We start from the raw sequence: 24,130 nt of genomic DNA, 5'->3' as shown, positions 1-24,130 counted from the left end.
CCCGCGCTCCCGAATCGAGCGCACGGTCGAGAGCCCGCATAGTAACGGGCACGATGCTCAAGACTACCCAGGCCACTGCGACACGTCAAAGCGGCGCGGCAAAGCGGACAAGCTTTGCCACTCCGGGTCGCAGAGGCCATCTCATCAAGGCCCGACTACAGCTCCGCGTCCATGATATCCGCCCCGCATGCCGTTTCGTCGCGCTTCCTCGTGAAGAGCGTCACGGCGGTAACCCCGATCCCTTGACCGTCACCCCGCCCCGCGCCCCACCAGAGGGGCCCCCGCGGCGCCCACAGGCCCGCCACGTCCCCCGAAACGCACTCCGCGCCCCGCGGGTCCCCTCCGGCCCTCCGAGGGCCCAAGGCCGCGACGGAGGAACCGTACGGGCGCCACGGAGGCACGGCCCAGACGGCCCGGAGACTCGCGGCCCCCGTTCGCGCGGTGAAACGTGACGCGCCCGGGACCTCCGAAGAGGTTCCCGGGCGCGTCACGTGTGGGACGAGTCCCTTGCCTATCGGTTGTACTGCCCGAAGTCGTACTCCTCCAGCGGCACGGCCTCGCCGCTGCCGGTGCCGAAGGTGTAGTCGGCCGCGGAGCCGTCGTAGCCGCCCACCGTGTACATGGCGGCCTTGGCCTCCTCGGTCGGCTCGACCCGGATGTTGCGGTACTGGGGCATGCCCGTGCCAGCCGGGATGAGCTTACCGATGATGACGTTCTCCTTCAGGCCCAGGAGCGAGTCGGACTTGGCGTGGATCGCCGCGTCCGTCAGGACCCTGGTCGTCTCCTGGAAGGAGGCCGCCGACAGCCACGACTCGGTCGCGAGCGACGCCTTGGTGATGCCCATGAGCACCGGGCGGCCGGCGGCCGGCGAGCCGCCCTCCGCCACCGTCTCGCGGTTCATCAGCTCGAAGCGCGGGCGCTCGACGAGCTCGCCGGGCAGCAGGTCGGTGTCACCGGACTCCAGCACGTTCACGCGCTTGAGCATCTGCCGCACGATGATCTCGATGTGCTTGTCGTGGATCGACACACCCTGCGAGCGGTAGACCTGCTGGACCTCCGCCACCAGGTGCAGCTGCACGGCCCGCGGGCCGAGGATGCGCAGCACCTCGTTGGGGTTGACCGCACCGGCGACGAGCTGCTGGCCGACACCGACGCGCTGACCCTCGGAGACGAGCAGGCGCGAGCGCATCGAGACCGGGTAGGCGATCTCCTCCGAGCCGTCGTCCGGAGTGATGACGAGCTTCCGGGCCTTGTCCGTCTCGTCGATGCGGACCCGGCCCTCCGCCTCGGAGATCGGGGCGACACCCTTGGGGATGCGCGCCTCGAAGAGCTCCTGGACTCGGGGCAGACCGTGGGTGATGTCGGCACCGGCCACACCACCGGTGTGGAAGGTACGCATCGTCAGCTGCGTGCCGGGCTCACCGATCGACTGGGCGGCGATGATGCCGACCGCCTCGCCGACGTCCACGAGCTTGCCGGTGGCCAGCGAGCGGCCGTAGCAGGTCGCGCAGACACCGATCTTGGCCTCGCAGACGAGCGCGCTGCGGGTGCGGACGGTCTCGACGCCGGCCTCGACCAGCTTCGTGACGTGGATGTCGTTGATGTCGACGCCCTTGGCCACGACGACCTTGCCGTCGACCTCGACGTCCTCGGCCAGGATGCGGCCGTGCACGTTGGACTCGGCGTTCTCGGCCTTGACCAGGTTGCCCGACGCGTCACGCTCACCGACGTGCAGCGGGACCGCGCGGTCGGTGCCGCAGTCGATCTCGCGGACGATGACGTCCTGCGCCACGTCCACCAGACGACGGGTCAGGTAACCCGAGTCGGCGGTGCGCAGCGCGGTGTCGGCCAGACCCTTGCGCTGTCCGTGGGTGGAGATGAAGTACTCGAGCACCGACAGGCCCTCGCGGAACGAGGCCTTGATCGGCCGCGGGATCGTCTCACCCTTGGTGTTGGACACCAGGCCACGGATGCCGGCGATCTGCCGCACCTGCATCTTGTTGCCTCGGGCGCCGGAGTTGACCATCATCCAGACCGGGTTGGTCGCCGGGAAGGCGTTGACCATGTCGGTCTCGACGTCGGCCGTCGCGTGGGTCCAGATCTCGATGAGCTCCTGACGGCGCTCCTCGTCGGTGATCAGACCGCGCTCGTACTCACGCTGCACCTTGTCGGCGCGGCGCTCGTAGTTCTCCATGATCTCGGACTTGTTCGGCGGCGCGACGACGTCGTCGATGGAGATCGTGACGCCGGAACGGGTCGCCCAGCGGAAGCCGGCGTCCTTGAGCGCGTCGAGCGAGTTGGCGACCTCGACCTTGGGGTAGGTCTCGGCCAGCTCGTTCACGATCGTGGACAGCTGCTTCTTGCCGACCTGGAAGTTGACGAACGGGTAGCTCATCGGCAGCGTCTGGTTGAACAGGCACCGGCCGAACGTCGTCTCCAGGCGGAGCGGGTCACCCTGCTCCCAGCCCTCCGGCGCGACCCAGTCGCGCGGCGGCAGGACGTCCTTGAGCCGGATCTGGATCTTCGCCTGGATCTCCAGCTCGCGACGGTCGAAGGCCATCTGCGCCTCGGCGATGGAGCCGAAGACCCGGCCCTCGCCCTGCGCGCCGTCCTTCTGGGTGGTCAGCCAGTAGAGGCCGATGACCATGTCCTGGGTGGGCATCGTCACGGGCTTGCCGTCGGCCGGCTTGAGGATGTTGTTGGTCGAGAGCATCAGGATGCGCGCCTCGGCCTGGGCCTCGGCCGACAGCGGCAGGTGCACGGCCATCTGGTCGCCGTCGAAGTCCGCGTTGAAGGCGGTGCAGACGAGCGGGTGGATCTGGATGGCCTTGCCCTCGACCAGCTGCGGCTCGAACGCCTGGATGCCCAGACGGTGCAGCGTCGGGGCGCGGTTGAGCAGCACCGGGTGCTCGGTGATGACCTCTTCGAGCACGTCCCACACCACGGGGCGGGCGCGCTCGACCATCCGCTTGGCCGACTTGATGTTCTGCGCGTGGTTGAGGTCCACGAGCCGCTTCATCACGAACGGCTTGAACAGCTCCAGCGCCATCTGCTTGGGCAGGCCGCACTGGTGCAGCTTGAGCTGCGGGCCGACGACGATGACCGAACGGCCGGAGTAGTCGACTCGCTTGCCCAGGAGGTTCTGGCGGAAGCGGCCCTGCTTACCCTTCAGCATGTCGCTGAGGGACTTCAGCGGCCGGTTGCCGGGACCGGTGACCGGGCGACCACGACGGCCGTTGTCGAACAGCGCGTCGACGGCCTCCTGGAGCATCCGCTTCTCGTTGTTCACGATGATCTCGGGCGCGCCGAGGTCGAGCAGCCGCTTGAGGCGGTTGTTGCGGTTGATGACCCTGCGGTAGAGGTCGTTCAGGTCGGAGGTCGCGAACCGGCCACCGTCGAGCTGCACCATCGGGCGCAGGTCCGGCGGGATGACCGGGATGCAGTCGAGCACCATGCCGCGCGGCGAGTTGGTGGTGTTGAGGAACGCCGAGACGACCTTGAGCCGCTTGAGCGCGCGGGCCTTCTTCTGGCCCTTGCCGCTGCGGATGGTCTCGCGGAGGTTCTCGGCCTCGGCGTCCAGGTCGAAGCTGATCAGCCGGTCCTGGATCGCCTGCGCGCCCATGCCACCCTTGAAGTAGCGGCCGAAGCGGTCGCGCATCTCGCGGTAGAGCAGCTCGTCACCCTCGAGGTCCTGGACCTTGAGGTTCTTGAAGCGGCTCCAGACCTCGTCCAGCCGGTCCAGCTCGCGCTGGGCCCGGTCACGGAGCTGACGCATCTCGCGCTCGGCGCCCTCGCGGACCTTGCGGCGCTGGTCGCCCTTGGCGCCAGCGGCCTCCAGCTCGGCCAGGTCGGACTCGAGCTTCTTCTGGCGGGCCTCGACGTCGGCGTCACGGCGCTGCTCGATGTGCTGCCGCTCGACGGAGATCTTCGCCTCCAGCGAGGGCAGGTCACGCTCACGCATCTCGGTGTCGACATGCGTGATCATGTACGCCGCGAAGTAGATGACCTTCTCCAGGTCCTTCGGGGCGAGGTCGAGCAGGTAGCCGAGGCGCGACGGGACACCCTTGAAGTACCAGATGTGCGTGACGGGCGCGGCCAGCTCGATGTGGCCCATCCGCTCACGGCGCACCTTGGCGCGGGTCACCTCGACGCCGCAGCGCTCACAGATGATGCCCTTGAAGCGGACGCGCTTGTACTTGCCGCAGTAGCACTCCCAGTCGCGGGTCGGGCCGAAGATCTTCTCGCAGAAGAGCCCGTCCTTCTCCGGCTTGAGAGTCCGGTAGTTGATGGTCTCCGGCTTCTTCACCTCACCGTGCGACCACTGACGGATGTCGTCGGCCGTCGCGAGGCCGATCCTGAGCTCGTCGAAGAAGTTGACGTCCAGCATTGTTTGCGATCTCCCCCTCAGACTTCTTCCACGCTGCTCGGCTCACGCCGGGACAGGTCGATGCCGAGCTCCTCCGCGGCGCGGAAGACGTCCTCGTCGGTGTCGCGCATCTCGATGGACATGCCGTCGCTGGAGAGCACCTCGACGTTGAGGCAGAGCGACTGCATCTCCTTGATGAGGACCTTGAAGGACTCCGGGATGCCCGGCTCGGGAATGTTCTCGCCCTTGACGATGGCCTCGTAGACCTTCACGCGGCCGAGGACGTCGTCGGACTTGATGGTCAGGAGCTCCTGGAGGGCGTAGGCGGCGCCGTAGGCCTCCAGGGCCCACACCTCCATCTCACCGAAGCGCTGGCCACCGAACTGGGCCTTACCGCCGAGCGGCTGCTGGGTGATCATGGAGTACGGGCCCGTCGAACGGGCGTGGATCTTGTCGTCGACCAGGTGGAGCAGCTTGAGGATGTAGATGTAGCCGACCGCGATCGGGTAGGGGAACGGTTCGCCGGAACGGCCGTCGAACAGCCGCGCCTTGCCGCTCTCCTGCACCATCCGGTCGCCATCGCGGTTGGGGACGGTGTTCTTGAGCAGGCCGACGATCTCGCCCTCGTGGGCACCGTCGAAGACCGGGGTCGCCATGTTGGTGCGCGGCTCGACCGTCTCGAAGCCCTTGTCGCGCAGCCGCTCGGCCCAGGCCTCCTCGATGCCCGAGATGTCCCAGCCTCTGGCGGCGATCCACCCGAGGTGGGTCTCCAGCACCTGGCCGACGTTCATCCGGCCGGGCACGCCGAGGGGGTTGAGGATGATGTCGACCGGGGTGCCGTCCTCCAGGAACGGCATGTCCTCGACCGGCAGGATCTTGGAGATGACACCCTTGTTGCCGTGGCGGCCGGCGAGCTTGTCACCGTCGGTGATCTTACGCTTCTGGGCCACGTAGACGCGGACCAGCTCGTTGACACCCGGCGGGAGCTCGTCGCCCTCCTCGCGGCTGAACACGCGGACGCCGATGACCTTGCCCTGCTCGCCGTGCGGCACCTTCAGCGAGGTGTCACGGACCTCACGGGCCTTCTCACCGAAGATCGCACGCAGCAGCCGCTCCTCCGGCGTCAGCTCGGTCTCACCCTTCGGGGTGACCTTGCCGACGAGGATGTCACCGGGGACGACCTCGGCGCCGATGCGGATGATGCCGCGCTCGTCGAGGTCTGCCAGGACCTCTTCGGAGACGTTGGGGATGTCGCGGGTGATCTCCTCCGGGCCCAGCTTGGTGTCACGGGCGTCGACCTCGTGCTCCTCGATGTGGATCGAGGACAGGACGTCGTCCTGCACCAGCCGCTGGGACAGGATGATCGCGTCTTCGTAGTTGTGGCCCTCCCACGGCATGAACGCCACGAGCAGGTTCTTGCCCAGCGCCATCTCGCCGTTGTCGGTGCAGGGACCGTCGGCGATGACCTGGTTGACCTCGATGCGGTCGCCCTCGGCCACGATGGGCTTCTGGTTGAAGCTCGTGCCCTGGTTGGAGCGCTTGAACTTCGCCACCCGGTAGGTCGTCCGGGTGCCGTCGTCGTTCATGACGGTGACGTAGTCGGCGGAGACCTCCTCGACCACACCCGCCTTCTCGGCGCAGATGACGTCACCGGCGTCGGTCGCGGCACGGTATTCCATGCCGGTGCCGACCAGCGGCGCCTCGCTCTTGAGCAGCGGCACCGACTGGCGCTGCATGTTGGAGCCCATGAGCGCGCGGTTGGCGTCGTCGTGCTCGAGGAAGGGGATCATCGCCGTGGCGACCGACACCATCTGGCGCGGCGACACGTCGATGTAGTCGACCTCCTCGGCACGGGCGAGCTCGGTCTCGCCGCCCTTGGTGCGAACGAGGACCCGGGCCTCGGCGAACGAGCCGTCGGGGTTGAGCCTGGTGTTGGCCTGCGCCTTGACGAAACGGTCTTCCTCGTCAGCCGTGAGGTAGTCGATCTGCCCGGTCACCTTGCCGTCGACGACCTTGCGATAGGGCGTCTCGACGAAGCCGAAGGCGTTGATCCGGCCGTAGGAGGCCAGCGAGCCGATCAGGCCGATGTTCGGACCCTCGGGGGTCTCGATCGGGCACATCCGGCCGTAGTGGGACGGGTGCACGTCACGGACCTCGAAGCCGGCCCGCTCACGGGACAGACCACCGGGGCCCAGCGCGGACAGACGCCGCTTGTGCGTCAGGCCGGCCAGCGGGTTGGTCTGGTCCATGAACTGCGACAGCTGCGAGGTGCCGAAGAACTCCTTGATCGACGCCACGACCGGACGGATGTTGATCAGGGTCTGCGGCGTGATCGCCTCGACGTCCTGCGTGGTCATCCGCTCGCGCACGACGCGCTCCATGCGGGCCAGGCCCAGGCGGACCTGGTTCTGGATGAGCTCGCCGACGCTGCGCAGGCGGCGGTTGCCGAAGTGGTCGATGTCGTCGACCTCGACGATCACGTCGTCGATGGGCGCGCCCTCGGCGGCCGGCATCGACTCCTCGCCGGCGTGCAGCCGGACGATGTACTCGATCGTGGCGACGATGTCGTCCTCGGTCAGCGTGCCCTGCGTGATCTCAGAAGCGACACCGAGCTTCTTGTTGATCTTGTAGCGGCCCACCTTGGCGAGGTCGTAGCGCTTGGGGTTGAAGTACAGGTTTTCCAGCAGGGTCTGCGCCGACTCCTTGGTCGGCGGCTCACCCGGCCGCAGCTTGCGGTAGATGTCGAGCAGCGCGTCGTCCTGGCCGGCCGTGTGGTCCTTCTCCAGGGTGGCCCGCATCGACTCGTACTGGCCGAAACGCTCGAGGATCTGCTCGGTGGTCCATCCCAGCGCCTTGAGAAGCACGGTGACGGCCTGCTTGCGCTTGCGGTCGATGCGCACACCGACGCTGTCGCGCTTGTCGATCTCGAACTCGAGCCAGGCACCCCGCGACGGGATGACCTTGCAGCCGTAGAGGTCCTTGTCGGACGTCTTGTCGACGCTGCGCTCGAAGTAGACACCGGGCGAACGGACCAGCTGGGAGACCACGACACGCTCGGTGCCGTTGATGATGAAGGTGCCCTTCGGCGTCATGAGCGGGAAGTCGCCCATGAACACCGTCTGGCTCTTGATCTCACCGGTGGTGTTATTGATGAACTCCGCCGTGACGAACATCGGGGCGGAGAAGGTCATGTCCTTGTCTTTGCACTCATCTACTGAGTACTTGGGCGGCTCGAACCGGTGGTCGCGGAACGACAAGGACATGGTCCCCGAGAAGTCCTCGATCGGACTGATCTCTTCGAAGATCTCTTCGAGGCCCGACTGGGTCGGGACGTCCTTGCGCCCGGCCTGACGAGCCGCCTCGACCCGGGCCTTCCACTTCTCGTTGCCGAGCAGCCAGTCGAAGGACTCGGTCTGCAGGGCGAGAAGGTCAGGAACTTCGAGGGGCTCCTGGATGCGCGAAAAAGAGACGCGACGGGGACCGGCGGGTACGGCGGAGGCGTTGCGCGAGGCTGCCAACAGATGTCCTTCCGAGGGCTCGCGGCGGACTGACTACACGCACGCCAGACAACCTCGCAACGTGAGCAAGCGGAGCGGGTCGTCAAAGGGCAGCGCAAAGGGGCAGTGTAGCCGAACGGCACACGCCTGTCCACTTCGCCTTCGCTGCATGCTCCACGTTGGTCGCAGCATCGCCCGTCAGAGCTGAAACGTCAAGCCCACAAGCCGGACTTTCCGCCGACTAGAGGCCCGGACGCTGGGTTTTCTCCCCTGTGTGATCGGGCGTCTACCGCCAGGCCCCAAGACGATACCCGCGAACGGGGGCGGTTAACGCTCCGTCACACCGAAGACCGAACCCATGCCGGCGACCGGTGTGGTCGTGACTGAGGTACCCGGCTCGTCGGACTCGCCAAACCTCTTTTTTGGTAACAATTGAACGATGCGCCGCGCCCGGCGATCACGCTGCGCCGATGAGCGTCGACAGGTCGGCCACCAGCCACCGGGAGCCCTGGCGGACCATGAGCAGTCTGGCCCGGTTCTGGATGATCTGTCGCTGCGGCTCGGCCTTGCCGGGAACCTCCTTGACCGTGCCCACGTTCACGAACAGCAGAATCTCGGCCCGGTCGGGCTCGGCCCGCTCCACGGCCGCCGCGACCACCCTCGTGGTCTGGATCGTCTTCTGGGCCCTGGCCTTGGGCGCCAGGGTCTTGGCGAGCCGGCTGTAGTGGCCGGACAGCGGGCCGGTGGTGTGCCCGGCGGCCCGGGCGAGATCCCGCTCGACCGTACGGTGGTCGTACGACAGCAGGGCCGGCGCGATCGACCGCGCGGCCGCCATCGCCTCCGTGCCCGCCGTCTCGGCGTCGCGCACCTCCCGCAGGTCCGACCACATCACCCCGGCCACCGCGCCCAGAGCGAGCACGGCGAGCGCGAGCACCGCGATCAGGACGGTCCTCACACCACCTGCACCGCCTTCGACACCAGCCAGGTGCCGCCGACCTTGGTCAGCTCCATCGACCACCGGTAGAGCCGATCCTGCGGCGGCGTCTTCGAGCCCTCCCACCGGATGTCGACGTCGGCCACGACGAGGGCCGTCGCCGTGCCGCCCGACAAGGAGACCAGCCCCGCCGCGCGCAGCACGCCGGTCTGCACGACCTTGTTCGCCACGGTCGTGGTCCTGAGCCGGTCGAGGCCGGCTTCGTACTCCTTGCGCGCCGCGCCCGTGGACGTGGCGAGGATCCGCCGGACGTCGTCGTCCACCGTCTTGTGGTGCAGCGCCACGAGGCCGGCCGCGTGCGCGCGGGCGGCGTCGAGCGCCGCGCTCCGGTCGTCTGCCCCGGCCTGCGCCTCACGCGCCTGCGCGCCCAGCCAGAAGGCGGCGCCCGCCAGCACCACCAGGAGCGCCGACAGGACCGCGATCACGACGCGGGCCGCCCGTGGGGAGACACCGATGCGGGCCGTCCGTGCGGCGAGACCCGCCACGCGCGCTCACCTCGCTCCCCTCTCCGGTTCGCCGGATCATAACCCGGCGCCTCGCCGCCGCAGCGGGGATTCGGCCGAGGAGGTACGAGACGGCATGGATCGGACGGCTCCCGGGACGGCTCCCCGCACGCGTGTCTCCATGCCCCTGGATCCTGGCCCGTGTCCCCAGTGCCCACGTTCCCGTGTCCGTGCCCCTGTCCCCGTGTCCGTGCCCCGTGTCCGTGCCCCCGTGCCCGTGCCTTCGTCCCCGTGCTGCGCCCGTGTCGCCGCGCGTCCGTGCGGGGGCGTGCGGGGCCGGGTGGAATCAGCTGGTCCCTCGGGTCCGGGACGCCCCGGTCGGCCACCCGCGCAACCCGTGGACGACACGGCCCGTGGACGACATGACCGGCAGCCGGGCCCTATCAGGTCAGGCTCGATCACGGGGTCGGGCCCGACGTGAGGTCGTGGATCGTCACACCGCCCACGCTCGTGCTCGGGAACGTCTCCTGCACCCAGGCCGCGATCCGGGCCGCGGCGTCGCTTCCGCCCGTGCCTCCTGTGCCGCCCGCGCCTCCTGCGCCGCCCGTGCCTGCCGCCATGCCCGTGCCTGCTGAGCCGCCCGCCCGGCCCCGGCCGTTCATGCCGGTCCCGACGAAGTAGTGGATCTTCCCCTCGGCCACGTACCGCTGGAACGCGGCCAGTGTCGGGGCCGGGTCGGTGCCATTGAACCCGCCCACCGCCATCACCGGCAGGCCCGTCGCGAGCTGGTAGCCGGCCGCGTTGTTGGAGCCCACGGTCGCGGCGATCCAGGTGTAGGAGGCCGCGTCGCGCCTCAGGTGGGCGGTCAGCTCGGCGCTGGGCGTGGCGGCGTCGAGCAACCCGCCGGCCCGCCCGCCCCTACCGGCGCCGGGCCCGCCGCCGTCGCCCCAGGCGCGTCCCGTCCCGTCCGTCGTCCCGTCACCGCCCGCGCCCGGGAACGTTCCCGGAAGCCCGCCCTGCCGCGCCGCTGCCGGTGGCCGACCGCCCGCCGCACGGACCGCGCCCCCTCCGAACCCGCCCCCTCCGAACCCGCCCGTCGAGGGACCGGCCGTGGGGATGGCCCCGGTGTGGGGGGAGGACGCGGTCTCCACGGCGTACGCGACCGGCCCCGCCAGGCACACCACCACCGCGGCCGCGGCCGCGGCCGCCACCCCTGACGAGGTCCTCAGCCCCGGCCGGGAGGGCGCGTACCGGCCGGCCACCAGCAGGCCCGCTGCGACGACCAGCCCGCAGACCAGCACCGCCGGCCCCAGCCACGGGTTCCAGTCCGCGCTGCGCGCCAGCAGCACGTACGCCCACCCGGCCGTCACCGCGCTCACCCCGGCCAGGACCCCGCACGCCCGCCGCTCCCACGCGAGCGCCACCCCGGCCCCCACGAGCGCCGCGATCGCCGGTGCCAGCGCCACCGTGTAGTACTCGTGGAAGATCCCCTGCATGAGGCTGAACACCAGGCCGGTGACCAGCAGCCAGCCTCCCCACACGCCGAGCTGCGCCCGCGCCGGGTCGGTCCGCGGCGCCCGCCGCGTCAGCCACAGTCCCGCGGCGAGCAGCGCCAGGGCGGCCGGCAGCAGCCACGAGATCTGCCCGCCGAGCTGGGTGTCGAACAGGCGCAGCGGGCCCGCCTGCTGGTTGGTGTTGCCCAGGCCGCCGTAGTCGCCGCCGTTCAGCCGGCCGATGCCGTTGTAGCCGAGCGCCAGCTCCAGCACGCTGTTGGTCTGCGACCCGCCGATGTACGGCCGGTCCGCGGCCGGCACCAGCGCCACGGCCAGCACCCACCACCCGGCCGACACGACCACGGCCGCGCCGGCGAGCGCGAGCTGCCACACCCGCCGCCACAGCCCGGCCGGCGCGGTCACCAGGTAGACCAGCGCGAACCCCGGCAGCACCAGGAACGCCTGCATCATCTTGGCCAGGAACCCGAGCCCGACGCACGCCCCGGCGAGCACCAGCCACCGGGTGGACGCCCGCTCCTGCGCCCGCACCACGCAGTGGGCGGCCAGGGCCAGCAGCAGCACCAGCGACGCGTCGGGATTGTTGAACCGGAACATCAGCACCGCCACGGGAGTCACCGCCATGACGGCTCCCGCCAGCAGCGCCGCCCACGCGGGAAAGCGGCGGCGCACCGTCGCGTACACCACGGCCACTGTCGCGACGCCCATGAGCGCCTGCGGCGCGAGGATGCTCCACGGGCTCAGCCCGAACAGCCGCACGCTGAGCGCCATCGGCCACAGGGAGGCGGGCGTCTTGTCGACGGTGATGGCGTTGGCGGCGTCCGAGGAGCCGAAGAAGAACGCCTTCCAGCTCTGGCCGCCCGCCTGCACGGCCGCCGAGTAGTACGGGTTGGCCCAGCCGGAGGCGTCCAGACCCCAGAGGTAGAGCGCGGCGGTGGCGGCGAGCAGCCCGCCCAGCGCCCCCAGTCTCTTGGCATGCGCGTTGATGGTCACGACCGCACGCTAGGAACGGCCTCTCGGCGTGCCATGAACCCCGCATGAGAATCTCGTGAGCGCGGTACGGCGCTCCCCCGGAAGACGCCGGACGCGGCCGAGGTGACGCAGGGGCGTGGCGCCCCGTCCGCGTGCCCCCGCGCCGGACCGCACCTCGGCCGGGCATGCAGAAGGGGCGGCACACCCGGCACCTGGGTGTGGCCGCCCCTTCTGGCGAAAGCCTCGACGAGGCGCCGGTGGGGCGCCCCGGAAGGGTGTTACTTGACGGTGACGGTGGCGCCGGCGCCCTCGAGGGCAGCCTTGGCCTTCTCCGCCTGCTCCTTGTTGACCTTGCCGTCGAAGACGGACTTGGGAGCGCCGTCCACCAGGTCCTTGGCCTCCTTGAGGCCCAGGGACGTGAGGGCGCGGATCTCCTTGATGACCTGGATCTTCTTGTCGCCGGCGGCCTCGAGGACGACCTCGAACTCGTCCTGCTCCTCGGCAGCGGCGGCCTCGCCACCGGCGGCGGCCGGGGCAGCGGCGGCGACCGCGACGGGGGCGGCGGCCTTGACGTCGAAGACCTCCTCGAACTGCTTCACGAACTCGGAAAGCTCGAGGAGGGTCATCTCCTTGAACGCGTCGAGCAGCTCGTCGGTGCTGAGCTTCGCCATGATGGTTTCCTCCGTATGGAACTTGCGAAATTTAGGAACGGGACCGCGGGATGTGCGGCAATCCCCGAGTTACTCGCCCGCCTCTTCGCGCTTGGCGCGAAGGGCGTCGGCCAGCTGAGCCATGTTGGTGGGCAGCGCGGCGAACATCGCAGCAGCAGCGCTCTGCTTCGCCTTGATCGCGCCAGCAAGCTTCGCGAGGAGGACCTCGCGGGACTCGAGGTCGGCGAGCTTGGTGATCTCCGCGGCGTCGAGGGCCTTGCCCTCGAGAACGCCACCCTTGATCACCAGAAGGGGATTGGCCTTGGCGAAGTCACGCAGACCCTTGGCCGCCTCGACGACGTCGCCCTTGACGAAGGCGACGGCGGTCGGGCCGAGCAGCAGGTCGTCCAGACCCGTCACGCCGGCCTGGTTGGCGGCGATCTTGGTCAGGGTGTTCTTCGCCACGGCGAACTTCGCATTCTCACCGAGAGTGACGCGCAGCTGCTTGAGCTGGGCAACGGTGAGACCGCGGTACTCGGTCAGAACGGCGGCAGCGCTGCCTTCGAACTCGCTCTTGAGCTCGGCAACCGCTGTCGCCTTATCCGCCCTCGCCATGGGCCTCCTTCCAGATGTGCCGCCGGGAAGGCCCAGAAATGAGAACGGCCCCGGGCGCAGGGGCGCACGGGGCTCACGCACATGGATCAACCACGTGGGGAAACTCGCATCACACCTGCGCTGGCCGTCCGCACGAAGCGGATCCTTCGGTCGTCAGGTCTTGAGGCACCCGACAACGACCGGCGGTCTTTGGCAACGACCAGACTACGGCCTGGCCGCCGAGTTTCCAAATCGCTCTCAGTTGGTGGTCCGCTTGGGCAGCTCACCGACCTGGTCGGCGGGCGGGGCCGCGATGTCGACCGGCTTGTCGAAGTCCTTGAAGAACAGCGTGGCGTTGAGCGTCGCGCCGTCCTTGGCGCCGTTCAGCGCGAGCTTGCGGGGCAGCCCGTCGGAGCCGGCCCACAGGTCGAACTTCACGTCCTTGAGCTCCGCCATCCCCTTACGCGCCTGCTCCTGCTTGTCGGCGGGAAGCTGCTGCACGGCCACGTCCACGGGGAACGTGCCGCTGTAGTGGGTGGTGTCCTCGCCGTTGACGCTCTCCGTGCCGACCGACTTCACGTCCTTGGAGGCCGTGGTCATCTTGGTCACGCTGGCGAGATCGAACTGCTGGATCTGGTCGAGGTACTGCTTGACCTGGCCGGAGGTGTCGGCGTCGGTGAGCGAGACCTTGATCCAGGGCTTGGTGGCGCCCAGCATCTCCTTGAGCGCGTCGACCTTGACGTACAGGGTGTCGCCCTGCAGCACGGCCCGCACGCCGCCGGGGACGCTGCGCTGGCCCAGGTCGACCGTGTCGAGGGTGAGGTCGACGGCCAGTTGCGGCTTGCTCTGGTAGAGCATCCGCCCCTGCACCTTGCCGCCGCCCTCCTGGGGGTGGGTCACGTCGACGACCGCGTCGACGGTGTAGCTGTTGGCCTGCGCCGTCTTCTGCGCAGCCTGCGCGAGCACCTCCGAGGCGGCCAGGTTGACCTGGAGGGGCTGCGCGTTCGATCCACAACCGGCGACCGCGACCGCGACCATGGCGGCGCCGGCCGCGGCGGTGGCGAGACTAATCCTGCGCTTCAGCATGCTTCGACCCTACGTGTCGATTGTCGGGACTGCCGTATTCCCCGAAGATCTCGGGGAAAACCCAGGGTCATCCCCGACCCCCGCCCCCAGCACCTCGTCAAGCCGTTCGAACCCCTCCGACACCCCGCGCGCCATCGGGGAGGCGATCACCAGGTCACGCGCCCGCCTGGACGCGAACAGGTGGGTCGTGGTGAGCGTGGTCACGCCGTCCCGCTCGGCGAAGTCGTGGCCGACCAGGGCTTCGCCCGGATACCAGTGCTCGTCGAACGATTCGGTGTAGCACAACCGGGACGGCTCGGCGATCTCACGGTAGGTGCCACCGCAGGCCATGGCGGCGCCTTCGGGGCCGTCCCAGACGAACCGCCAGGCACCGCCCACCCGCAGATCGATCCGCGCCTCCACGATCGTCCAGCCCCGGGCGCCGTACCACCGCGCGACCAGCTCCGGCCTGGTCCACGCGGCGAAGACCAGGCGGCGGGGCGCCTCGAACGACCGCGTCATGACGATCGCGCGCTCCGACGGCGTCGCCACGGTCACCCGCACGGTCACGGGCGCCACCGCGGATCCCGGCCGATGAAGGCCAGCAGCCTGTCCTGCAGGCGGGCGTCGTCCTCGACGCTCACCTCCGGGCCGAAGACCTCCACCCCAGGCCCGAACGCGCCCGGCGTGCGGAACTTCTCCACCAGGTCCCCGGGCAGGGCCGTCATCGCCGCCCAGGCGCGTTCGACGTCCTCCGGATCCATCGTGTCGTCCTGGAACGTCGCCCGGGCGAGATCCCAGCCGTGCAGCAGGAGATCGTCGCTGAGGACCTGATCGATGTGCCGCTCCGCCGGCACGCGACCGGCCGGGGTGTCGCACGGCCTGCCGGCGAGCGAGGGATCGTCCAGGACCGCCTCCACGTCCGCGCGGGCGGCGCGGAAAGCCGCCACCGGATCGTCGTCCACCGACGGCGCGGGGCCGAGGGAACGCCCGAGGGGCCGCAGCATCGCCTCGTGCATGTCGACGATGTGCCGCACCACGTCCCTGGCCGTCCACTTCTCGCACGGCGAGGGAAGCGACCACTGGTCCGGATGGACGGACACGACCTTGCGTTCGAACGTCTCGGCTCGGCGCCGGTAGCGATCGGCCATCTCACTCATCACGGCCGTTCCTCTCCTTCAGCTCGTCCAGCAGGCCGTCGAGGCTCCGGTAGCGGTCCTCCCACAGGTTCCGGTAGCCCTCCAGCCAGTCGGTGGCGTCCTTGAGCGCGTCAGCCCGCAACCGGCAGGGCCGCCGCTGCCCGTCCCGGCCACGGGAGATCAGCCCGGCGCGTTCGAGAACCTTCAGGTGTTTCGAGATCGCCGGCTGGGTCATGGCGAACGGTTCGGCCAGCTCCGTCACCGTGGCCTCGCCCGCCCTGAGCCGGCCCAGGATCGCCCGGCGGGTCGGGTCGGCGAGCGCCGCGAAAGTGGCGTCGAGGTCCACCCCACATCCCCCTCCTTACACATAACCAATCATTAATATAACCAACTGGTATGTCAAGGTGGCGCGGTAACGCCTGGACGGCGATGCCGTACTCATGCCGGGTCCGGATACGCGACGGCCCCCGCCTGGTGCAGGCGGGGGCCGTCGGTGGTGCGGGTGGGGCTACGCGTCGAGCTCGGCCGTGAGGCCGCGGGTCGCGTTGGGGTCGACGGGGACGCCGGGGCCCATGGTGGTCGAGAAGGTGACCTTCTTGACGTAGCGGCCCTTGGCGGCCGACGGCTTGAGCCGCAGCACCTCGTCGAGGGCGGCGGCGTAGTTCTCGACCAGCCTGCGCTCGTCGAACGACGTCCTGCCGATGACGAAGTGCAGGTTGGCCTGCCGGTCCGTACGGAACTCGATCTTGCCGCCCTTGATCTCGGTCACGGCCTTGGCCACGTCGGGCGTCACCGTGCCGGTCTTGGGGTTGGGCATGAGACCACGGGGGCCGAGGACGCGGCCGAGGCGTCCGACCTTGCCCATGAGGTCAGGGGTGGCCACGACGGCGTCGAACTCGTTGAGCCGGTTGCCCTTGGCGATCTCGTCGATCAGCTCGTCGGCGCCGACGATGTCGGCGCCCGCCTCGCGGGCCGCCTCGGCACGGTCACCGGTCGCGAAGACCAGGACCCGGGCGGTCTTACCGGTGCCGTGCGGGAGGTTGACCGTGCCGCGCACGATCTGGTCGGCCTTGCGAGGGTCGACGCCCAGCCGCAGCGCCACCTCAACGGTGGCGTCGAACTTGGTGGTCGAGGTGCTCTTGGCGAGCTTCGCGGCCTCGGCCGGCGAGTAGAGCTTGTCGCGGTCGATCTTCGCCGCGGCGTCCTTGTGCGCCTTGCTGCGCTGCATGATTTCTCCTTGTGGTCCGCGGGCCAGCGCTGGGCCCTCCCACGGGTGACGAAAAAGGGTCAGTCGGCGACGGTGATGCCCATCGACCGGGCGGTGCCGGCGATGATCTTCTCGGCGGCCTCGACGTCGTTGGCGTTGAGGTCGGGCATCTTGGTCTCGGCGATGCTGCGCAGCTGCTCGCGGCTGAGCTTGCCGACCTTGTCCTTGTGCGGGACCGCACTGCCCTTGTCGAGGCCCAGAGCCTTCTTGATCAGCTCGGGTGCCGGGGGCGTCTTCGTGATGAAGGTGAAGCTGCGGTCCTCGAAAATGGTGATCTCGACGGGGATGATGTTGCCCCGCTGAGCCTCCGTCGCAGCGTTGTACTGCTTGACGAAGTCCATGATGTTGACGCCGTGCGGACCGAGGGCGGTACCGACCGGCGGTGCGGGCGTGGCCTGGCCAGCGGGGAGCTGGACCTTGACGAGCGCCGCGATCTTCTTCTTCGGAGGCATGTGTCCTTCTCCGGGTCCTGATCGTGATGCCGTCCGGGCGCGGGTGCGGCCGGACATGTCGGAAGGCCGCCCTTCGCGAGGGGCGGCCAGCCGAACGTCTAAGTGTATGTGATCGTCTTAGATCTTCGAGACCTGGTTGAACGACAGCTCGACCGGGGTCTCGCGACCGAAGATGGAGACGAGCACCTTGAGCTTCTGCGACTCGGGGCTGATCTCGCTGACCGAGGCGGGAAGCGTGGCGAACGGGCCGTCCATGACCGTGACCGACTCGCCGATCTCGAACTCGACCGCCGGACCGGAGCTGGCCTTGGTGGTGGCCTTCTTGGTCTCCTCGGACGGCTCGGGGGCGAGCAGCTTGGCGACCTCGTCGAGGCTGAGCGGGCTCGGCTTGTTGGACAGGCCCACGAAGCCCGTCACGCCCGGCGTGTTGCGGACGGCGGCCCAGGACTCGTCGGTCAGCTCCATGCGCACCAGCACGTAGCCGGGCAGCACGCGCTCCTTGACCGGCACCTTCTTGCCGCTCTTGAACTCCTGGACGGTGTGCGTCGGCACCTCGACCTGGTAGATGTAGTCCTCCATGTTGAGCGACACGTTGCGGCTCTCGATGTTGGACTTGACGCGGTTCTCGTAGCCCGCGTAGGAGTGGATCACATACCACTCACCGGGCTGGCCACGCAGACCGCGCTTGAACTCCTCGACGGGATCGACGTCGGGAAGGATGTCACCGTCTTCGTCGGCGGCGGGAGCCTCGACGGTCGCCTCGTCGCTCTCCGCGACCTCGGCGTCGACGGTCTCCTCAGCGGCCTCGACGGCCTCTTCCGGCTCGTCACCCCACTGGTCGCGGGGCTCCTCGGCCGACACTGAAGACTCGGACACGGTGACTTTCCTCTTCCGTCGAATTTCGTCGAATCGAATGGCGACTCCGTCAGCCGGTGGCGGCGACGACTCCTGGTCAGGCTCCGCCGAAGACCCGCAGGACGACCCAGCCGAACGCGGCGTCGAGGCCGTACACGATGCCAACCATGATCAGAACGAATATCAGAACGACCGTGGTGTAGGTGACGAGGTCCTTGCGTGTCGGCCAGATGACCTTGCGGAGCTCGTTGACGACCTGCCGGTAGAAAAGGGCAGGCGACGTGCGTGACTTCTTCTCGCCACTGGGCTTGCCTGCGGTCTCGCCGCGCGTGTCGATCGCCACAGTCCTCACCTGAATCTGTCGTATCCAACGCAGTTTGCGGCGCGCTTACACGCCATTATTGCGCGGACCGCACTCGCAGGGCACGAGGGACTCGAACCCCCAACCGCCGGTTTTGGAGACCGGTGCGCTACCAATTGCGCCAGTGCCCTATGTCGTCAACCACACTACCCTGATCGACTCACTGCCTGGACCGAACCGCACGGCGACATGCGGCGGTACGACCAGGCGAAAGTGTATCGGTGCTTGCCCATTACGTCGAACCCATTCTGATCGCCCAGGTCAGGCGCGGCGTGGGAGCGGCATGGGAGCATGGACGACATGTCTGACCGACCTCGCATCTCCGCGCGGATCTCCGCGATATCCGAGTCCGCCACGCTCGCCGTGGACGCCAGGGCGAAGGCGATGAGGGCGGCGGGCCGCCCGGTCATCGGCTTCGGCGCGGGCGAGCCCGACTTCCCCACGCCCGGCTACATCGTCGAGGCGGCGGTGGCGGCGGCGCGCGAGCCGCGTTTCCACAAGTACACCCCGGCCGGCGGCCTGCCCGAGCTGAAGGAGGCGATCGCGGCCAAGACGCTGCGCGACTCCGGCTACCGGGTGGAGCCGTCGCAGGTGCTGGTGACCAACGGCGGCAAGCAGGCCGTCTACGAGGCGTTCGCCACGCTGCTCGATCCGGGTGACGAGGTCCTGGTGGTGGCGCCCTACTGGACGACGTACCCGGAGGCGATCAAGCTCGCGGGCGGCGTCCAGGTGGACGTGGTCACCGACGAGACGACCGGCTACCTCGCGACCGTGGAGCAGCTGGAGGCGGCGCGCACCGGGCGCACCAAGGCGCTGCTGTTCGTCTCGCCGTCCAACCCGACGGGCGCCGTGCACACGCGCGAGCAGACGGTGGAGATCGGCCGCTGGGCGGCCGAGCACGGGCTGTGGGTCGTCACGGACGAGATCTACGAGCACCTCGTGTACGGCGGGACGGAGTTCACCAGCATCGCCACGGCCGTCCCCGAGCTGGGCGACCGGGTCGTCGTGCTCAACGGCGTGGCCAAGACCTACGCGATGACGGGCTGGCGGGTGGGCTGGCTGATCGGCCCGGCCGACGTGGTCAAGGCCGCGACCAACCTGCAGTCGCACGCCACCTCCAACGTGGCGAACGTGTCGCAGATGGCCGCGCTGGCCGCCGTTTCGGGCGACCTGTCGGCGGTGGCGGAGATGCGCGCGGCGTTCGACCGGCGGCGCCGGACGATGGTGCGGATGCTGAACGAGATCCCGGGCGTGTTGTGCCCGGAACCGAAGGGGGCGTTCTACGCGTATCCCTCAGTCAAGGAGCTGGTCGGCAGGGAGCTGCGGGGCAGGCGGCCCGCCTCCTCGGCGGAGCTGGCCGAGCTGATCCTGGAGGAGGCCGAGGTCGCGGTCGTGCCGGGTGAGGCGTTCGGCACGCCCGGCTACTTCCGCCTGTCCTACGCGCTGGGCGACGAGGACCTGGTGGAGGGCGTGAGCCGGCTCGCCAAGCTGCTGGCCGAGGCGCGCTGACCCCCCGGCACGCCCGGCACGGGCCCCCGCTACGGCGTCACCCCGTCGGCGATCTCGGCCAGCTCGCGGGCGAGACCGGGCGTCGCGGCGACGTAGACGGCCGTGCCGGGCCGCTCCAGCCACATGAAGTTGCGCACGTCGCCCCGGGTGCGCCAGTGCAGCGCAGGCTTGCCGTGGTGGGCGACGAGCGACGACCTGGTGACCAGCGTGGCGAACCTCTCGGCCGAGTGGACCCCGCACACCACGCCGACCCGCAGCTCCTCGCCCGCGCCGCGCCACGACAGGCCGTGGACCTCCAGCGGCCGGGTCAGCGACTTGATCCGGCCGAACCGGGGCCCCCGCGACAGCCCCTCGGGCACGTACGTGATCGTCACCGGCACCGAGCCGCAGCTCATCGAGGGGCCGATCGGGGCCGGGGAGGGCGACGGGCCGGGCGGCGCCCCGGTGGGCCCCCCGGTCGGCCCGCCCGCGTCGACGGCGGGCGGCCCCGCGCCGCAGGCGGCGAGGGCGAGCGTGAGGATCGCCGGTGCCAGGCGCCGCATGCCGCCCTCCTGACTCGGTGTGGATACGCTGGGAAAACCTTTCCAGTCTCCTACCGCAGTCCACGCCCGGCGGCAACCCGGACCCGCTCAGCCGGCCGGCTTGATGCCCTCGGCGACCTTCCTGATCTCGGCCTCGGCGTCGACCTGCCCGGCGTAGAACGGGCTGACGTACACCTCGACCGCCAGCCCGTCGCGCAGGAACCAGCCGATCGTGAGCGTCGCGCCCTCGTCCTTGTCACGGGTGACCGTGCCGCCTTCGGTGACGTGGGCCAGGTAGGCCTTCTCTCCGTTGACCTCGGTACGCGGGAAGGTGCCGAGCCTGCGCTCGACGGCCTTGGCCGCGTCGCCCTCGAACACCACGACCTGCACGCCGTAGCCGTCCTTCTCGTCGCCGCCCGGCGCGTAGGAGGTGGTGTAGCTCTTCTCGCCGAACCCGTTCTTGCCCGACCACCTGCTCCATTGCAGCCCTTCGGGCAGGTAGCCGAGGTGGACGCCGCCGAACGTGCGGCCGTCGCCGAGGTCGCCGAGGTCCTGCGGCAGCGAGGTCCGGGGCGGTTCGACGGTCAGCATGACCCGCTCCCCTTCGGCCACCTGCGTGCCCGCCGCCGGCCGCTGCTCGCGCACGTCGCCCTCGGCCGTGGCCGTCTCGGGGTCGTCGACGACCAGCCCGGCCTCGCTCAGTACCTTGACCGCCGCGGCCACGTCCATGCCGACGACGTCGGGGACGGTCACCGAGGCGACCACGACGCGGTCCTGGCCCGCGGTGGCGGCCGGCCGGGAGGGGGGCGGCCCCGCGGTGTTCAGCGCCAGGGGGGCGGCGACGGCGACCGCGGCGGTGACGAGCGCGGCTCCGGCCGTACGGAACCTGATCACGTGGGCACGGTGCCCGCGACGCACCGCGCCGCCGAGCGTCGGCGCGGCCTGCACGTCGGCGACGTGGGCGGCCATGGCATCGGCGAGCGCGTCCTCGACCTTCATCGGAATGCTCCTTCTACGACGTTCATGCGTTCGCGGATGCGGGCGAGCCCGCGCGCGGCCTGGGACTTGACGGTGCCGGTCGAGCAGCCGAGCAGAGCCGCCGTCGCCGCCTCCGACTGGTCCTCCCAGTAGCGCAGCACGAGCACGGCTCGCATCTTCGGTGGCAGCCTGCGCAGCTCCCGGATGAGCGCGTCGCGCAGGTCGAGGTCGGGTGAGGCGGCCGCGGTGTCGGGCGGGCGGGCGAAGGTGATCTCCTGGATCACGCGCCGCCGCCGCGCCTTGCTGATCGCCGCGTTGACGACGACCTTGCGCGCGTACGCCTCGGGGTTGTCGCGGCGGATCCGCGGCCAGTGCCGGTAGACCTTCTCCAGCGCGTGCTGGACGAGGTCCTCGGCGTCGTGCCGGGTGGCGCCGCAGACGAGGATCGCGGTGCGCAGCAGCGATGAGCCGCGCCCGGCGAGGAACTCGTCGAATGCCGCTTCGTCTTCATCCGTCATGAGCGAGGGCTCCTTTCGCCCTCTCCAACGCGTCAGTGCCCCGCCGGGTTGAGTGGCAGGATATGGAAATGCTCCGCCCGCTGGACACGCTGCCCAAGGCCCATCTCCACCTGCACTTCACCGGCTCGATGCGGCATTCGACGCTGATCGAGCTGGCCCGGGAGCAACGACTGCACCTGCCCGACGCGCTGGAGCAGGACTGGCCGCCGCGGTTGCGCGCCACCGACGAGCGCGGCTGGTTCAGGTTCCAGCGGCTGTACGACATCGCGCGGTCGGTGCTGACGAGACCGGAGCACGTCTACCGACTGCTGCGCGAGACCGCCGAGGACGAGGCGGCGGCGGGGTCGCGCTGGCTGGAGATCCAGGTGGACCCCTCGGGCTACGCCCAGCGCTTCGGCGGGCTGACCGCGACGCTGGAGCTGGTGCTCGACGCGATGGGCGAGGCGTCCAGGCACGCGGGCGTGGGGATCGCGCTGGTGGTGGCGGCCAACCGCACCCGCCATCCGCTCGACGCCAACACGCTGGCCCGGCTGGCTGCGCAGTACGCCGACCGGGGCGTGGTGGGCTTCGGGCTGTCCAACGACGAGCGGCGGGCACAGGCGCGCGACTTCGAGCGGGCGTTCCGCATCGCCAAGCGGGCGGGGCTGCTGGCGGTGCCGCACGGGGGCGAGCTGCTGGGGCCGCGCAGCGTGGCGCAGTGCGTCGACGACCTGGGGGCCGACCGGGTGGGGCACGGGGTGCGGGCGGCGGAGGACGCGCGGCTGATGGAGCGGCTGGCCGACCGGCAGATCTGCTGCGAGGTTTGTCCCAGCTCGAACGTGGGGCTGGGGGTGGCCGAGCGGGCCGCCGACGTGCCGGTGCGGCGGCTGTTCGAGGCGGGGGTGCCGATCGCGCTGGGCTCCGACGACCCGCTGCTGTTCGGCTCGCGGCTGTTGCGGCAGTACGAGCTGGCACGGGAGGTCTACCGCTTCCACGACGCGGAGATCGCCGAGCTGGCGCGGCAGTCGATCCGGGCGTCGGCCGCGCCCGAGTCGGTGCGCAAGGAGCTGTTGAAGGGCGTCGACGACTGGCTGTCAGCGAAGTGACGCGGCGATCCGGGCGGCGCGTTCCTTGCCGCCCGCGCCTTCCAGGCGGTGTCCGACGTCGCCGTGCTGCCACAGGAGGGTGGGCCCCGCCTGGCGCAGCGGCACCGAGGCCCCGTCGGCGCGCCTGATGTAGCCCAGGGGGTGCTCGCCGCCGATCCACCAGGCCGTGGTGTCGCCGAGCCGGACCGGCTCGGGGGACACACCGAGCTGCTTGAAGAAGTACGGCTCGGGGGCGCCGTCGAACTGGTCGAGGCGGGTGCCGTCGGGCCAGAGCATGGACACCACCCGGCCGCCGTCGCCGACGAGGACGGTTCGGGGGGCGCCGAGGGCGGCGGGTCTCCTGATCGGAAAGTTGACCAGGGACTCCAGCTTGTCGGGGGCGACCGCGCGCTCGCCCGGCACGGTGGCGGGGGTGCGCACCGGCGCCGGGGCCCGGCCGACGCGCAGCTCGACGCCGGCGTACCTGAGCAGGTGGGCGACGGCCGCGCGGCCCTGGGGGGTGGCGGCGGTGACGGCGACGACGGCGAGCACGACGGCGACGACGACCCGCCACCTGGGCCACCGGCGCCGCGTCCCCAGCCGCCGCGTGTCGCGCGCCTGGTCCGGGGCCGTTTCGAGGCGGGCACGCACGGCGGCGGCGACGTCGTCCGGCGGGGGTGACGGGACGTCGAGGGAGGAGCCGAGGGCCAGCAACTCGGCCTCCAGGTCGTCGAACGGCTCATGCGAGCTCACTGCCCACCTCCTTCCTGAGCCGGGCCAGGCCGCGATGGGTGCGGGACTTGACCGTGCCCACCGGCAGGTCGAGCACCTCGGCCGTCTCGGCCTCCGTCAGCTGAAGGAAGTACCGGCAGACGACCGCCCGGCGTTCCCCTTCGGGCAGGGCGCGGACCGCCCGTAACAGGCGGGCGCGGCGGTCGGTGGCCACGGCGGCGCCCGCCGGGTCGTCGGGCGCCGCCGCCTCGACGCCGGCGCCCAGGCGTACGGCGAGCTCGGAGCGGCGGCCGCGCGAGCGGGTGAGGTTGTGCGTCTCGTTGGCGACGATGCGCAGCAGCCACGGGCGGAACGGCGCGTCGCGGCGGAAGCTCGCCAGGTGCCGGTACGCCTTGACGAACGCCTCCTGCACCACGTCCTCGGCCTCGTCGCCCGCCCCGAGCAGGGCGGCGGTGCGGTGGGCGAGCGCGCTGTAGCGGGCGACCAGGGCCTCGTAGGCCGACAGGTCGCCGGCGAGCGACCGGGTGACTGCCTCGTCGTCGTCCATGGACGAGTCAGATTTCATCGTATTCACGGCGCGCGCGGTAGACCCGCCTTTGGTTCGTCACGTGACCTCAGGCGCCGAGCGGGCACTAGACTCGC

General features: G+C 70.2%; 22 protein-coding genes and 1 tRNA gene. 2 read left to right on the top strand and 21 right to left on the bottom strand.

Going from position 1 to position 24,130, the window contains the following annotated elements; translation table 11 throughout:
- Window positions 1–511 precede the first annotated feature (511 nt).
- The 16 genes from FHU36_RS34065 to FHU36_RS33990 all read right to left on the bottom strand — a co-directional run bounded on the left by FHU36_RS34065 (window position 512) and on the right by FHU36_RS33990 (window position 18,297).
- A complete protein-coding gene (locus FHU36_RS34065; protein WP_185088185.1) occupies window positions 512–4,387 on the bottom strand; it encodes a DNA-directed RNA polymerase subunit beta' in 3,876 nt (1,291 codons plus the stop codon).
- Window positions 4,388–4,404: 17 nt separating this feature from the next.
- Entirely contained in the window at window positions 4,405–7,884 is a 3,480-nt protein-coding gene (gene rpoB / locus FHU36_RS34060; protein WP_185088184.1) for a DNA-directed RNA polymerase subunit beta, read from the bottom strand.
- Window positions 7,885–8,320: 436 nt separating this feature from the next.
- The gene (locus FHU36_RS34055) at window positions 8,321–8,818 is read right to left on the bottom strand and encodes a hypothetical protein (protein WP_312892033.1); all 498 of its coding nucleotides are present in this window, start codon (window positions 8,816–8,818) and stop codon (window positions 8,321–8,323) included.
- Window positions 8,815–9,342 carry an Rv1363c family protein gene (locus FHU36_RS34050; protein WP_312892032.1) on the bottom strand — a complete coding sequence of 176 codons (528 nt, stop codon included), beginning with the start codon at window positions 9,340–9,342 and terminating at the stop codon, window positions 8,815–8,817. The genes FHU36_RS34055 and FHU36_RS34050 overlap by 4 nt, the downstream gene beginning before the upstream one ends.
- Window positions 9,343–9,758: 416 nt before the next feature.
- Window positions 9,759–11,804, bottom strand: coding sequence for a glycosyltransferase family 39 protein (locus FHU36_RS34045; protein WP_185088183.1), 2,046 nt, complete (start codon window positions 11,802–11,804; stop codon window positions 9,759–9,761).
- A 257-nt stretch (window positions 11,805–12,061) separates the two neighbouring features.
- Window positions 12,062–12,454: a 50S ribosomal protein L7/L12 gene (gene rplL / locus FHU36_RS34040; protein WP_185088182.1), complete on the bottom strand. Its 393-nt coding sequence runs from the start codon at window positions 12,452–12,454 to the stop codon at window positions 12,062–12,064.
- Window positions 12,455–12,523: 69 nt separating this feature from the next.
- Window positions 12,524–13,048, bottom strand: coding sequence for a 50S ribosomal protein L10 (gene rplJ / locus FHU36_RS34035; protein ID WP_185088181.1), 525 nt, complete (start codon window positions 13,046–13,048; stop codon window positions 12,524–12,526).
- Window positions 13,049–13,285: 237 nt separating this feature from the next.
- On the bottom strand, window positions 13,286–14,113 hold the full coding sequence (locus FHU36_RS34030; protein WP_246503040.1) for an SCO4651 family lipoprotein: 828 nt from the start codon (window positions 14,111–14,113) through the stop codon (window positions 13,286–13,288).
- 9 nt (window positions 14,114–14,122) lie between these two features.
- Complete coding sequence (locus tag FHU36_RS34025) at window positions 14,123–14,662, bottom strand: SRPBCC family protein (RefSeq protein ID WP_312892031.1); 540 nt, start codon at window positions 14,660–14,662, stop codon at window positions 14,123–14,125.
- Entirely contained in the window at window positions 14,659–15,252 is a 594-nt protein-coding gene (locus tag FHU36_RS34020; protein WP_185088179.1) for a TIGR03086 family metal-binding protein, read from the bottom strand. The genes FHU36_RS34025 and FHU36_RS34020 overlap by 4 nt, the downstream gene beginning before the upstream one ends.
- Window positions 15,245–15,577 (bottom strand): ArsR/SmtB family transcription factor, encoded by a 333-nt coding sequence (locus tag FHU36_RS34015; protein WP_185088178.1) that lies wholly within the window; start codon window positions 15,575–15,577, stop codon window positions 15,245–15,247. The genes FHU36_RS34020 and FHU36_RS34015 overlap by 8 nt, the downstream gene beginning before the upstream one ends.
- A gap of 162 nt (window positions 15,578–15,739) precedes the next feature.
- Window positions 15,740–16,459: a 50S ribosomal protein L1 gene (gene rplA / locus FHU36_RS34010; RefSeq protein ID WP_221497080.1), complete on the bottom strand. Its 720-nt coding sequence runs from the start codon at window positions 16,457–16,459 to the stop codon at window positions 15,740–15,742.
- A 59-nt stretch (window positions 16,460–16,518) separates the two neighbouring features.
- Window positions 16,519–16,950, bottom strand: coding sequence for a 50S ribosomal protein L11 (gene rplK, locus FHU36_RS34005; RefSeq protein WP_183650935.1), 432 nt, complete (start codon window positions 16,948–16,950; stop codon window positions 16,519–16,521).
- Between the two features lie 117 nt (window positions 16,951–17,067).
- Window positions 17,068–17,826, bottom strand: a complete 759-nt coding sequence (nusG, locus tag FHU36_RS34000; RefSeq protein WP_185088177.1) for a transcription termination/antitermination protein NusG — start codon at window positions 17,824–17,826, stop codon at window positions 17,068–17,070.
- A gap of 76 nt (window positions 17,827–17,902) precedes the next feature.
- On the bottom strand, window positions 17,903–18,148 hold the full coding sequence (gene secE, locus FHU36_RS33995) for a preprotein translocase subunit SecE (RefSeq protein WP_101785486.1): 246 nt from the start codon (window positions 18,146–18,148) through the stop codon (window positions 17,903–17,905).
- 76 nt (window positions 18,149–18,224) lie between these two features.
- Window positions 18,225–18,297: transfer RNA gene (locus FHU36_RS33990), tRNA-Trp, on the bottom strand.
- Window positions 18,298–18,466: 169 nt separating this feature from the next.
- Between FHU36_RS33990 and FHU36_RS33985 the strand changes: the two genes are divergently transcribed.
- On the top strand, window positions 18,467–19,675 hold the full coding sequence (locus tag FHU36_RS33985; protein WP_185088176.1) for a pyridoxal phosphate-dependent aminotransferase: 1,209 nt from the start codon (window positions 18,467–18,469) through the stop codon (window positions 19,673–19,675).
- Window positions 19,676–19,704: 29 nt separating this feature from the next.
- Here the strand turns inward: FHU36_RS33985 and FHU36_RS33980 are convergent, their stop codons facing one another.
- From FHU36_RS33980 to FHU36_RS33970, 3 genes are all read right to left on the bottom strand, one after another.
- A complete protein-coding gene (locus FHU36_RS33980) occupies window positions 19,705–20,217 on the bottom strand; it encodes a hypothetical protein (RefSeq protein WP_185088175.1) in 513 nt (170 codons plus the stop codon).
- A gap of 87 nt (window positions 20,218–20,304) precedes the next feature.
- Window positions 20,305–21,195, bottom strand: coding sequence for a PASTA domain-containing protein (locus FHU36_RS33975; protein ID WP_185088174.1), 891 nt, complete (start codon window positions 21,193–21,195; stop codon window positions 20,305–20,307).
- Window positions 21,192–21,692 carry a SigE family RNA polymerase sigma factor gene (locus tag FHU36_RS33970; protein ID WP_185088173.1) on the bottom strand — a complete coding sequence of 167 codons (501 nt, stop codon included), beginning with the start codon at window positions 21,690–21,692 and terminating at the stop codon, window positions 21,192–21,194. The genes FHU36_RS33975 and FHU36_RS33970 overlap by 4 nt, the downstream gene beginning before the upstream one ends.
- Before the next feature lie 68 nt (window positions 21,693–21,760).
- Between FHU36_RS33970 and FHU36_RS33965 the strand changes: the two genes are divergently transcribed.
- Window positions 21,761–22,777, top strand: a complete 1,017-nt coding sequence (locus FHU36_RS33965; protein WP_185088172.1) for an adenosine deaminase — start codon at window positions 21,761–21,763, stop codon at window positions 22,775–22,777.
- On the opposite strand, the gene FHU36_RS33960 is transcribed toward FHU36_RS33965, so the two are convergent.
- Together FHU36_RS33960 and FHU36_RS33955 are read right to left on the bottom strand one after the other, a co-directional pair.
- The gene (locus FHU36_RS33960; RefSeq protein ID WP_185088171.1) at window positions 22,766–23,509 is read right to left on the bottom strand and encodes a hypothetical protein; all 744 of its coding nucleotides are present in this window, start codon (window positions 23,507–23,509) and stop codon (window positions 22,766–22,768) included. The two genes, FHU36_RS33965 and FHU36_RS33960, sit on opposite strands and share 12 nt — an antisense overlap.
- Window positions 23,496–24,053: an RNA polymerase sigma factor gene (locus tag FHU36_RS33955; RefSeq protein ID WP_246503039.1), complete on the bottom strand. Its 558-nt coding sequence runs from the start codon at window positions 24,051–24,053 to the stop codon at window positions 23,496–23,498. Before FHU36_RS33955 ends, FHU36_RS33960 begins: the two co-directional genes overlap by 14 nt.
- Window positions 24,054–24,130 lie beyond the last annotated feature (77 nt).

It is taken from the genome of Nonomuraea muscovyensis (assembly GCF_014207745.1).
In the GTDB taxonomy this organism is placed as follows: Bacteria; Actinomycetota; Actinomycetes; order Streptosporangiales; family Streptosporangiaceae; genus Nonomuraea; species Nonomuraea muscovyensis.
Note: the sequence above shows the minus strand (reverse complement) of the source record. Positions and strands in the feature narration are given on the sequence as shown.